Source organism: Alkalihalobacillus sp. CinArs1 (genome assembly GCF_947387515.1).
GTDB lineage: Bacteria > Bacillota > Bacilli > Bacillales > Guptibacillaceae > Guptibacillus.
The window spans coordinates 1,429,630-1,442,607 of record NZ_CANDOB010000001.1; the positions used below are offsets into that span (position 1 = coordinate 1,429,630).

At 44.5% G+C, this 12,978-nt stretch carries 5 protein-coding genes; all 5 read right to left on the reverse strand.

The window, feature by feature from the left end:
- Window positions 1-82: 82 nt before the first annotated feature.
- The 5 genes from PFZ69_RS07265 to PFZ69_RS07285 all read right to left on the reverse strand — a co-directional run bounded on the left by PFZ69_RS07265 (window position 83) and on the right by PFZ69_RS07285 (window position 12,872).
- Window positions 83-4,045, reverse strand: coding sequence for a cell wall-binding repeat-containing protein (locus PFZ69_RS07265; RefSeq protein WP_270180341.1), 3,963 nt, complete (start codon window positions 4,043-4,045; stop codon window positions 83-85).
- Window positions 4,046-4,385: 340 nt separating this feature from the next.
- Complete coding sequence (locus PFZ69_RS07270) at window positions 4,386-5,243, reverse strand: DNA-processing protein DprA (RefSeq protein WP_270180342.1); 858 nt, start codon at window positions 5,241-5,243, stop codon at window positions 4,386-4,388.
- Window positions 5,244-5,971: 728 nt separating this feature from the next.
- A complete protein-coding gene (locus PFZ69_RS07275; RefSeq protein WP_270180343.1) occupies window positions 5,972-11,497 on the reverse strand; it encodes an alpha amylase N-terminal ig-like domain-containing protein in 5,526 nt (1,841 codons plus the stop codon).
- A gap of 171 nt (window positions 11,498-11,668) precedes the next feature.
- A complete protein-coding gene (gene gloA2, locus PFZ69_RS07280) occupies window positions 11,669-12,055 on the reverse strand; it encodes an SMU1112c/YaeR family gloxylase I-like metalloprotein (protein WP_270180344.1) in 387 nt (128 codons plus the stop codon).
- Window positions 12,056-12,104: 49 nt separating this feature from the next.
- Window positions 12,105-12,872, reverse strand: a complete 768-nt coding sequence (locus tag PFZ69_RS07285) for an SDR family oxidoreductase (protein ID WP_270180345.1) — start codon at window positions 12,870-12,872, stop codon at window positions 12,105-12,107.
- Window positions 12,873-12,978 lie beyond the last annotated feature (106 nt).

Genomic DNA, 12,978 nt, shown 5'->3' on the forward strand with positions numbered 1-12,978 from the left:
AGACACTTCCTTTTCCTTTTATTAAGTATAATAGATTGCTAGTTGGGCGGGGCACTGCTCTCAGCACGTACCCCCGCTCCAATTACTTATTCAGTTGATTCATGACGTCTTCACTTACAGCACCAGTTCCACCAAGAATGCGGAAGTTCATAATGTCGAGTTCATCGATCGCAGTCTGTGTCGCTTTTGGCACTTTATTTTGTTGAACGAGAAGCATAACTGCATCTTCTTTTGCAGCGAGTACAGATCCAGTTAGTGCATCCGCAAATTCGCTTCCAGTTGTGATGAATGCTTTGTTCGTTGGTCCGACAAGATCAGTCGCAATCGTTGCTGCAGTCGCGTAGCGGTCGCTTCCGCTATAGCGCTTTGGTTTAGGAAGCTCGTTAAATACGTCTTCACCGATTGCGCCTGTTCCGCCGACAACGATCGTTTCATCGATGTAACGTAGAGCTGTTTTCGTAGCTTTAGGCAATTCGTTTTTACCAGATAGTAAAATCGGATAGCCTTGCTTCGCTGCGTATGAAGCGACAGCAAGCGCATCTGGATAGTTGTAGCCATCAGCGATGACAGCTTTTGCTGGGTTACCGTCAAGACGTGCTGCAATGTTAGCAGCTGTTTCAAAACGATCTTTCCCTGAGATACGTTCTGCTTTCATACCAAGACCTTCAATCTGGTATTCTACGTAATTTGAAATCGCGCCTGTTCCGCCAAGAATAATAACTTTTTCAGGCGATAGACGATCAAGCTCAGCACGTACATCTGCATTCAGTTTGTTCTCAGGATTTAAGAGGATTGGAGCATCGTACTTGTAAGCAAGTGGTGCACCTGCAAGAGCATCCGGATACGTGTCACCGCGAGCGATCACAACTGTATCTGCCTGCTCCCAACCTTCTTTTGAAACTTCGATCGCTGTTTTGTAGCGATCTTCCCCACTCGTACGCTCAACTTTTTTACCAAATTGGATCTGAGCTAAAACTGGATCGTGATCACTCGCGCGCCCATCAGCTTCACTAAAGTCTGAGTTGATGTTAATGCTGTCGATCGCCGTATGTTTTGCTAGATTGTTTGTTACGAGAATATGGTCGAGAACTTGAGAGTTTCCTTGATAGATGTACGTGTAACGCTGTTCAGGAGAAAGTTTCTCCATCATATTCGTTAGTACATCGCCTTCAAGCGTGTTGATCGGATCAGAGAACTCAAAGTCGTTCAAGTCGCCTAATACGATTACATTCGCATCTTCCATCGTTTCGACTGCACTGTTAACGAAGTCATTGATAACAGTTGCTTGTTTCATACGCTGAACTTCACTTCCAAGAACGACAGGGTGTTCGCTACCGAATAGTCCGCCGTCTCCACCTTTAGAATTAAAGTGATTAGCGATGACGATTACCTTTTCACCGTTGAATGTAAATTCTCCAGCGAGTGCTTTACGAGAATCGTCGAACGCTTCGTTCGTTGGATCGATACGCCCAGGGTTATGCGTAAGGCCATCTTTGTCGACACCGACAGCAGTCGTTGCATCTCCAGCAGGCTTGTCTGAGAAATCAACCCGATCAGGATTGTAGATGAATCCTACGCGGATGTTTCCTCCTGGCTGCCCACCATCTGTTTTATCGAGTGGTGCGATATCTGCGAATTCATACGTCGGGCCGCCAGCTGTTTCAATCGCTTTGATCAGCGCTTTGTAAGATTCACTTGCATCTGTCGTGCCATCGTCAGTCGGACCGTTGTTATCTTGTACTTCAACAAGGCCGATGATGTCCGGTGTTTTCATGTTTGAAACGATCGACTCTGCAATTTTTTCTGCTTTATCTGTTTGAGGAGCACGGAAGTTTTCGATGTTGTATGTTGCTACCGTAAGCTTCTCATCTGAAACTTCGATTTCAGTCGTTTCTCTTTCAACTCCACCGTCGATCACGGATGGGAATGTACCCGTCGGACGAATTTTGAAGTTGCTATAGTCATAGCTAACGTTACCTAGAATAGAACCATCGAACATATCTCCCGTTTTTACAGTAACGTCGATTCCATCAACATCGATCAGCATGCGTTCAGGGTTGTAATCTTCTGGTGAGATTAAAAGCCCGTCAGCGCGCGTACGCAGTTGATCGTCGCTTGTATTTACGAAAACAGGAACTTCATCATATTTCTTTGGTCCAGAAATCGTTGCATCAGGAATCTCGATCAGCATTCCTTCTAGACTTTCATAAAAATCTAATCCGTCTGTTTCGGGATCAAATGTTGTCATACCGTCATCTTCAATGTTTTCCGTTGGAGGCGTGCGGTCTGTTCCAATTACGATCGGAGCAGGTACCTCTTGATCAGATGAAACAACAGTGACGTTAGATGCTGAGATTTGAGTTGTTAATAGATCTTTTGCATCATCATATCCATCTTCTCTCCACTCGGAGACTTTACCGTCAACGGATACTATGTCGCCAACTTTTACAGAATTACCTTTGCTATAAACAAAGATTCCTTCTGATGTTGCAATGCTTTCGTCAGGCGTTTCACTCTGCATGTAGAAGCCGTTCGCACCAGCTTTCGCTGTTACGATTCCTTGTACCTGTGATACTGGCTTGTCCTTATAAGGAGATTCGTGTCCAGCACCTTGGATATCATGAATGTTCAGTTTGTCTGCTGGCTTCAGTACTGTGTAGCTGAACGTTCCGACTTCGCTTGTTCTGCCATCTTTTGAAGCGATCGCTTTAATCGTTGTATCTTTTGTAAGTGTGATCGGTGCTGTATATTCAGTGCTTTGGTCTGTTGGAGTTGACCCATCCATTGTGTAATGGATTTTTGCTCCTTCAGTTGCCGTTTCAAGCGTCACTTTCGTTCCTTCTGTTACTGAACCAGCACCAGGGCTAGCCACAACTGAGAAAGCGTTTTCAATGATGTCTGATGAGCTACGGAAAACGAGCTTGTATTCACCAAAGTCATAGTTGATGACGCCACGAAGAATCTCGTAGGTTTTCCCTATCTCAAGGTTTTCTGCATTAGGGTTATCGATTTTGAATTCGCCAACAGAATCAGTTGCATTAAACTCGCCATATCCTGCGTCTGATTTGATCGTAACGTTTTTAAGTTCTACGAATTCTCCTTCAACGGCTTCACCGTTTTCGGCTGTTAGATTACTAGATTGGATCGATTGTGGTTGTGGAATACCTGCATTTTGCGTCGTAATTGCGATATTTGAAGAAGTTGTGCTGATCTGTGCCATACCTTTAAAATCACTCAGACTGCCCTCTACAGTGACTTCATCACCAGGGTTTGCTTTGATTCCTTCAGCACGCACGATGATTCCAGCTGTGTTGTCTTGGATGTATAGGTTTGTACTGCCTCCAGCGAGAAAGGAAGCTGTTGCAATCCCTTTTACTTTCACTGCTGAACCGACTGCTTTTGAACGTGCATCAGCAATCGTAGAAAGTTCTACTGGTTTTGGATCAGTTCCACCATCTGATAGGTGAGAACCGAGGTAAGTCGTTGTGTCTTTTGCGTAGGTTGTCCATTCTGCTGAAGCATCGAATGCGTCGTTCGGGTTCGTATCGCCTGACTTAATGGAGTCGTTACGAACGAGGGTAACGTCTTTTGCGAAATCTGCATTATTGCCGATTTGCCCCAAAGAATCAACGATCGTGTCATTCTTTTTCAGTACTAACGTATCGTTCCCGTTAAAATTCGTAACGGATTGATTCGTAGTATCGGCCTGATCGAGAATCACTTGGTCAGCGTTATCGTGGGAAAGTACATAGACTTCTCCATCTGCTAACGTACCATTTAAGGTTTCAGAATACTTAGCAGGTGCTTCCCCATTCGTATAGAGTTCTAGCTTGTAGTCAGTTAAATCTATTGAACTCCCTGTACCGTTGTAAAGCTCTACTGCTTTGTTAAAACCTCCGCCCTCTATGTATTCAGAAATGATAACATTCTGAAACGTCTCTTCAGCAGCCGATGCATACTGAGAAACAGGAGCAGCGAAAAAGCTCAAAATCATCGAAAAGATCAGCAAGAAGCTAATCGTGTGACTCGAAGACTTCCTTTTCAACTTATATCCCCCCGGAATTAGTCAGATTATGGCGAAAATTATCCGCCTCTTGCAGTATACAATAAAATCCAAGAAAAATCTGTAATTTCCATGTAAATTGTTTGTTGAGGGAGGCGAGAAGGGACTTGACCTTAAACAAAAAGAAACCACTAGATCGATGGCTCGATCTAGTGGTCTAGGGGAAGGTTTATCTTCTTCTCTTTCTCATCAACCCTGATGGCTACTAGCCACCATGCTCTTGTAGGGAGATGGGCTTGAAGATCCTAGAGGGATCACTGCGGAGGTACTGAAGGGTAATCGGTTTATAGAGGTTGGGTATAAGCAATTAATCGTAGTGATGCTAGAGTTCGTTCAACACCGCTTCAAAGGCTGAAACTCCTGGATAAGGTTCATACCCATCCTCTATCGAACAGCCTGGTATCTGTTCAGATAGCGCATCACTACGCGGAAGCATGAAAATTTTTCGATTGTGCTTTCGTGCAAAGCGGGCGGTGGACAGTGCACCACTTTTCACGCCAGCTTCAATGACAACTACGTGACTCGACCACGCACTGATCAGCGCATTTCGCTGTATAAATTGCTTTGGGGTTGGACGTGTTCCAGGTGCGTACTGGGAAATCACGGCTCCTTTTTTAATAATCGCTTCGTAGAGCGAGCGGTGCTCTTTCGGATAGCAATGATCGACCCCACTTGCAAGGAAAGCGATCGGTACACCACGATTTACGAGGCAGCCAACGTGTGCAGCTCGATCGATTCCTTTCGCTAGTCCGCTGATCACAGGAATCTTTCTATTAGAAAGTGTGTACGAAAGTTCTTCGGCAGCCCGTCTTCCTTCCTCTGTACAATTTCTAGAACCTACGATTGCTACAGAAGGAGTGAATGAACGTATAAGGCCTTTATAATACAATAGTGCTGGTGACTCCGGTAAATCTTTAGCATACGACGGATAAAGGGGGTCATCCCGGGGCAAAAGCCAGATTTCTTCTTTTTGAGCACGTTCAAGAATACGCTTACAATCTTCGAGTGACCGAGCCTCTAAAACAGCTTCCCGGACACGCTGAGAAATTCCCTTCACTTCTTGCAGCTCTAAAGAAGAAGCTTCATAGATTTGCTCAGGACTTCCAAATGCGGTCAGTAGTTTCTTTTGAGAAACAGGACCTACATTTCGGATTGAACAAAGCCAAATCCAATGCTCCATTCTTGTCTTCTCTTTCTTTATGGATTTTTAACTACATCTTTTGAGAATGTGTTTTAGGGACTGCTATTTTCTTCATAGCTGATAGGATATATGATCCCTGGCCTCTAACTATGGTTTTTGCTACCTTTCTAGGAGAATATGTATGCGGGATCTACGAGCAAATCCTTTATGTATGAAAGATGAGCACCATAACGACTCCAGACATTGTTGGATGGAAAACCATCTCATTGACTAGATACAGGTATAATGATTAACTTAGGTGGTTTCCATACAAAAGGGAGTCAAGCAGCTCAGATGTGTAGCGGGTTTGAAGTACGTGTCTTTAGTCATATTTCTTATTGGAATTGCTGGCGTTGATGATTTCATGATTTCACCTGGTGGGTAATCGCAGGTTTCGATGGAGAGTTGCACATGGTTCGTCATGAGGCAGTATACGTGTAACGGAAAGCGGTAAAAACTTAGAAACTTTGTAAATCCTTCCACTTGTTAGACTGATACTTTTCGATTCCTTCGGCAATCGATATGATCCTTCGCCTCCTGGAAATCGAGTCATTCGAAATGCGGTTTTAAGAGAGGAAGATGGGGATTTTATACTATTGCGTGGTCGATAGTTGTAGTATATCACTTTCTATAATTTGGGAATAGTAAAATTTTAAAATATTTGGAAATATTTTAAAAAAGAATGGAAAGGGAGTCAGATACGCATCTGACCCCCCTCGAAAACTTATTTACTGTTCTATCATTTCCCTCACGACTTCTTCGCTTACTGCGCCTGTTCCCCCTAGTATTGTAAACTCATTTGCTTCCAAATCTTTAATCGCTTGCCCGGTAGATTGTGGTAGTTTGTTAGGTTGAACCAGGAGCATCGCTGCATCTTGTTTTGCTGCAAGTACTGATCCAGCTAGTGCATCTGCAAAATCCATTCCTGTTGCGATAAACACATGCTGTGATGGATTCAGTTCAGTTGCTACTGCAGCTGCTGTACCAAAACGATCTTTACCAGATACACGTTTAGGTTCAGGTAGTTTAGAAAGAACGCTCTCGCCGACTACCCCAGAACCTCCAACTACAATCGAAGTGTTCATAGAATCGAGCGCTTTTTGTGTAGCGGATGGTACTTTGTCTTTTAATGTGAACAGGATTGGGTTCCCGTGTTCTGCTGCATACGACGCTGCAGACAATGCATCTGGGAAATCTAGACCATTCACAACAACAGCTTGATCAGCTGCTCCCATACGGGCTGAAATATTTGCTGCAGTTTCAAAACGATCCTTTCCGCTGATGCGGTCTACTTTCACATTAAGACCTCGAAGTTCGTATGCAACGTAATCGGATACTGCACCTTTCCCACCAAGAATGATGACTTTCTTAGCTTTCAGGCGTTTGATTTCTTCTTTTACAACGTTTGTTAAGCGATCCTTTCCAGTTAATAAGATCGGGGCATCTAGTTTGTAAGCATACGGACCACCTGCAAGCGCATCTGCGAAGTCGGTTCCGTTAGCTAAAACAACTGTATCTGCTTGATCCCAGCCTTTCTTTGAGATCTCAACAGCTGTTGAGTAGCGGTCTTTTCCGAACAAACGGTCTGGCTCTGCCAGCTCCCCTCCGCCCGATGTAACCGTCCACGTGTATTCTTTCGTGTTCTTCGCGATCGCGCCACCATCATTGTTAAAGATCTCAGACTTGTTCTCTTCCGATGGTTCAATCGTGATTGGGATGTTGTTTTCACCATTTTCAAGTTTCACTTCATGGCTGAACGACATATCGTCATTCACTGTTACATTTTCACCATTAATCGTTAGAACGCCTTCTTTGATCGCATTTCCTTTGAACGTGACGGTGTCACCATCTACTTTTGCACCGTTTTCTGGTGCATCGACAACGACCGGCATGTCGATCCATCGAAGAATTTCATCTTCAACGACCATCTTGTTGCCACCTTGATTAGTGACAGTGATGCTTAAATCCGTCCCGATCGCACCATAACCATAGTAACTAACGTCGTCGTCCGTCTTATCAGAACGTGTATGATCCGCTAGACCTTCTTGATCCCACGATTCACCTTTCGCGTACTTGTACGTTAAGATCGTGCCTTCAGGGAATGTTTTGGTAAGTTCCCAATCAGCTGTAACCGCTCCGTTACGTGACATTTCCCACGCACTCGTGCTCCATCCGTTCTCACTGCCTGGCATCGTAACCTTCGCGCTTAGCGGCGTGTAATCCGGAGCATGAACTTTGAACGTCACATCGACCATTACGATATCTGGTGTAATCGTTACGGCATTCGAAACCGTTTTGTTTCCTGAGCGGTCGTATGCCACTACTTTATACTCATACGTTTTACCATTCTCAACTGCAAAATCTGTGTAGCTTACTTTTTCTGCATCATTCAGTCTCTCGATGATGTTACCATCTCTTTCGATGGCAAAAAGATAAGGGTCGTCTGCGCCATTGAGGCTCCAGTTCAACGTGACCTGTCCAGACTCTTTTAGCGGTTCTTCAAGCGTAACTGACTCAGCAGGCGCTTTTGTATCATCCTGGTTTTGCGACAACGTCACTTCTTCTACGTTCGTCGATTTCCACGTTTCACCACGATCTGTTGAAAATACAAGGCGGTATTGGTATGTTCCAGTTTCAATCGGGCGGAAGTCAGCCGTGAATAGGTTATATGCGTTTCCGTCCCCACTTTGTCCTTTATAGGTCGCTTTTGAATCAGTCCAGTCGCCGTCTTGCTTGACCTGTAACATCGCCGTCAAGCCTTGAGCTAAACCTGATTCAGTCGCGCCGTCAATTTTCACTCCTGCTTCGATCTTAAATGTGTTGGAAAGATCGAGCACACCGTCTTCGATTTTATTAACATCTGTCAGATCATAGCTTCCATCTTTCCACTCATAGTGCGGAACTGCTGCTTTCGTTGTTTCAGTTAAAGGTGATTCATTTCCTTCACCATCTACTGCCGTCACAGCAAAGTAGTACGACTGACCATTTGTTAATCCATCGATGACGATCGATGTTTTATCTGTCGTCCCCACTTCTTCGAACATCGCACCTTGTAAAGTAGATCGATAGACTTTGTACTGCGCTGCGTCCCCCGTCCAGCTAAGCTCTACACTTCCTTCTAAAGCTTTCGCATTAAGGTCACTTACTGTTTTTGGAAGCTCAAAGTTCTGGCCGCCATCAGCGATCAGCATGCGTCCTGTCATCGCAGGTACAGTCACGCTCATCTTGCCGCTTTTTACAGCTGTACTGTAGTCCTTCGCAAGTCCGTCGGTGAACGAAATGTTGTTCTTTACGATACCTTCTACGTCTAACTCAACTGTTTTGTTATCGTTTCCGCGATTCACCGCGACCACTGCTGCACCGTCTTCATTCGTACGGGCATAAACATATACATCGCCATCAGCATGTAACGTTTTTAGATCTCCATATGCGAGTAGATCGGCATTCTCTGACCTTACCTCACCAGCACTTTGATAGTGCTTCACTAACGCTTCGTTTTCTTCACCCCATGGATACGTGCGGCGATCGTCAGGGTCTTTAGATCCTGTTACTCCCGCTTCATCACCATAGTAGATCGTCGGCGCGCCTGGGTACCCCATCTGAAGCACTGCCGCTAGCTTGAGTCGCTTTACCCCAAGCTCATGATTATAGTTCGGATCGAATTCAGCACGCTCATACGTGTCTGTCCCACCACCGAGGATATACACAGCACGAGGCGTGTCATGAGATCCCATCAAGTTCATGAGAGCACGGAACGCTTCATCAGGATAGTCCTCCTGCACAGCCTTCAGCTTCTCATCTGCACTCGCAGCGTTACCATTTTTCAAGAAGTCTAAAATCGCTCCTTCAAAACGATAGTTCATAACCGAATCATACTGATCTCCAAGAAAATACTTAGACGCATCATCCCAGATTTCTCCGAGAATCAATGGTTCTTCTCCTTCTTTAAGCGTTGCACCCGCGCCTGCAATGCTGTCTGATTTCAGCTCATCGCGGAATTCACGCCAGAACTCCATGTCCACTTCGTTCGCTACATCGAGTCTCCACCCGGATGCACCGTTTGTGATCCAGCTTTTCGCTGCTGAATCGTCGTCATACATGATGTAATCCGAGAATTTCTGGTTGTTAAGTTCACTCGCATAATCGACGGCATCGCCCTCGATGCTTTTAATTTCAGGAAGCGAGTCATAGCCCCACCACGCCTGATAATCGTAGCGTTCGTTTCCGTTCTCATCCGTCACGATTTCATTTTTAATATTAAACCAGTTGTGAAAACCATATTCATCATTGAATGTCTGGCCATTTTCTTCAAGCTGTTTACGTGCTTCTTTTTTCGCATCTTCTTCAGACAGTCCCTTATCATTCATAAGATCATAGATTAGAGACCAATACTCGTACGCGCCAACAACGTCATATTTTCCGTAACGATCAAAATAGATCGAATCATCACCTACGTGGTTAAACACCCCGTCCATGATCAGATGCATGTCGCGCTTCTCAAGCTCTTTTGTGAATGCCTCAAATTCTTCAGGTGTACCGAACAATGGGTCGATATCCTTCCAATCCGTTGCATCGTATTTATGGTTCGATGCAGCTTCTGCGATCGGATTGAGGTAAATCGTATTAACACCTAACGATTCGATGTAATCTAGCTTTTCATGAATCCCTTTCACGTCACCGCCAAAGAAATCATTGCTCCAGATTCCATCGCCTTCATATCCAGAACGATCAGCTAATCTCGGATTATCAGGTAGCTCATCCCATTCTTTATGTTCGATCGGCTCATCACCACGTGCATATTTCTTTGCATCATCGTTCTTCTCATTTCCGTTATAAAAACGATCAGGGAAAATTTGATATACGACTGCTTCCTTCATCCAATCAGGCGTTTTGAAGCCAGGGTCAAACACAGTTAGTTGATACAGTTCTGCGTTTGCATCGGTCGCTTTTCCTTTCGATCCCTGCTGTGTATCTTCACCATACTCAGCTTTTGCCGCACCATCACGTACAATAAACTTGTAGCCATAAAGACCTTTGACTTCTGGCTTTACGTCTGCCTCAAAAAAGTCCATTCCGTCAGAAGTCGCCGCTTTTTCCATCGGAACAAGCTTACTTGTACCCGTATTTTGATTCTTGATATACAATTCTGCTTTTGTTAGATCATCCTTTTTGGCTGAAAGACGAAGCGTAACGGTTTCGCCTTCCTTTACAGCACCAAACGGAGCTCGGTATGTTTCTTCCCAGGAGTTATGTAGAAGTTTTTCTTTGTTGATCGCTCCATCAGAACCCTCAGGGCTATAATCAGAACTAACATTTTTCGTTTCAGCGTTAAATTGGAACGTGATCGTTGCATCAGCAATAACGTTTAGTGCAACGTTATTCGAAGGATACTCTTCGCCCCAGTCGCTTCCTAACACAACTTTGTATTCATAGTTTCCTTTTGGAACATCTGCAGTGTATGTGTAAATGTTATCGAAATTATCATCGGTGAATAACGCAGTCGATGTTTTCGGACTCCACTCATCTCCAGCATCGATCGCAGGCTGGATAGAACCTACTAATCTCGGTTGTTTTTCATCGGAAATCTTACTGTAAAAAGTGGAATCTGCTATTGCATGCGTACCATCATGGTAATAGAACGTTACTTTCGATGCTTCAGAAAGCTCTAGCGGAATGTTTCCTCCATCTTTCCCATAGCTCTCCCCCCAAGATTGATTGATCGCAATCTTGTATTCATACTTACCAGCAGGAAGCTCTGCCGTAAATTCATAGAATCCATCCCCTTTGTCTTCCATGATCGTTTCAGATGCATCAGGCTTCCAATCCGCTTCTACACCTAGCTCATCTTGGAGATCACCGACTAGTGTAACGGTACGTTTCGCATCCACATCGCCGATTTGAAATTCGCTGTTCTCTCCTCCATTAGAATTGAGAGGATCCTTCATCCATTCGCCATCGACGATAAACTTGTACTGGTGCATTCCGTTCGATAGATCATCGACTTTAAGGCTCCAGACATCTCCCTCACCTTTCGTCATCTCAAGAGCGCCGTTTTCCCAATCTGTAAAATCACCAGCGACTTTGACAGACGTCTTGCTACCGTCTCCCTGATAGTTGAACGTTGCGCTCGATCCTTCGATTACCGGACTCGTAAGCGTTGCAGCTTCGACACCCGGCATTGCTCCGGCCAGCAACTGCAACACGAGTACGATTGCTAGCGACAAAGAAAGCCGTTTTCGATTACGCCGTTTCATCGATATCCCCCTTTAATTTGAATATACAGTTTGTGAAACCGTTTGCACAAAAACGTTAGTGAAATCGATTGCGCAAAGTTGCACAAAAACCATCTCACTAAATAAGCAAACGCTTTCAAACTTATGATGCCACAGGTTTGGCAGGTAATCAACTCCTTTTGGTTAAATGTGCTAATTTTCATACATTTCGATAGGTAATTCGTCTGGATCTTGAAAAAAGGTGAACCGCTTCCCTGTTAACTCGTCTACTCTAATTTCTTCAACGCTAGTGACACCTTTCCTTCTAAGCTCCTGTGCAGCCCATTCGATGTCGTCCACTTCAAATGCAATATGCCGAAGTCCACGTGCTTCCGGATAGCTTGGGCGCAGAGGAGCGGAATTGAAGGAGAACAGTTCGATTCGCGTATGCTCTCCAACCGCTAGATCAAGTTTGTATGACTCTCTTTCGTTCCGGTACGTTTCTTCTAATACCGTTAATCCCAGTACATTCACATAAAAATCTTTCGAGCGTTGATAATCTGAACATATGATGGCAACATGGTGTACCTTTTTAAACATCTTCGATCACCTCTATACTAACTTAGCGACGGTTCGTTCTTACGTCAAGCTACAGAAGTGACTCCGCTCCATCAACGTACATCGCTGTTCCCGTCACATGACTGGATGCATCTGAAATGAGAAAATAAACGACATCAGCGACTTGTTCAGGCTTTCCTGCTTTTTCTTCTAACGGGTGGCTACCTTCTGGATACTCTACAGGTATTTCAATTTCTTTAACACTTTCCTTTTGATCCGTATTTTCATCGATATTGGTTTCGATCGCTCCAGGACAAATCGCGTTCACTCTTATGTTATAGTTCGCTAGTTCAAGCGCAGCCATCTTCATAAACGCAACTTGCCCTGCCTTCGATGTGCTGTATGCAGACATCCCGAAGTTCGAGAACGTTCGATTTCCATTGATCGAACTTGTGATGACCATACTCCCTCCGTGCTTCTTCATATATGGAACAGTATGCTTCACCATGAGAAACGTACTTCTCAAGTTCGTTTGAATCGTTTGATCCCAATTGTCTACACTCATTTCTTCAATCGGTTGAAGCGTCCCGTTGATTCCAGCATTGTTAAAGAGATAATCGATCGCACCAGTTTTTTCGCTTACTTCTTGAAGCTTACTGACAACCTGGTCTTCATCAGACACATCGACTTCATATGCGAACGCCTCACCGCCTAGGGAGATGATCTCCTCTTTTACTTCTTCTGCACGACTTTCTTCTACATCGAACAAACAAACTGTGATGCCTTCCTTTGCGAACCGCTTTGCAGCTGCTGCTCCAATACCAGATCCGCCACCTGTAATCACCGCAATTTTCTTCATGAATTTCCCTCCTCGTCTTCCTTCTATACCCATTCTTTCGGTGGGTCAGTCTAAAAACATCACTAGTGTTCTTTCGTGTTTCAACGGTACTTTTTAAGAAATGACA

Coding starts and splice junctions, on each gene's coding strand:
- PFZ69_RS07270 (WP_270180342.1), bottom strand. CDS start 5,243: ATGGAGCATTGGATTTGGCTTTGTTCAATCCGAAATGTAGGTCCTGTT.
- PFZ69_RS07275 (WP_270180343.1), bottom strand. CDS start 11,497: ATGAAACGGCGTAATCGAAAACGGCTTTCTTTGTCGCTAGCAATCGTA.
- gloA2 (WP_270180344.1), bottom strand. CDS start 12,055: ATGTTTAAAAAGGTACACCATGTTGCCATCATATGTTCAGATTATCAA.
- PFZ69_RS07285 (WP_270180345.1), bottom strand. CDS start 12,872: ATGAAGAAAATTGCGGTGATTACAGGTGGCGGATCTGGTATTGGAGCA.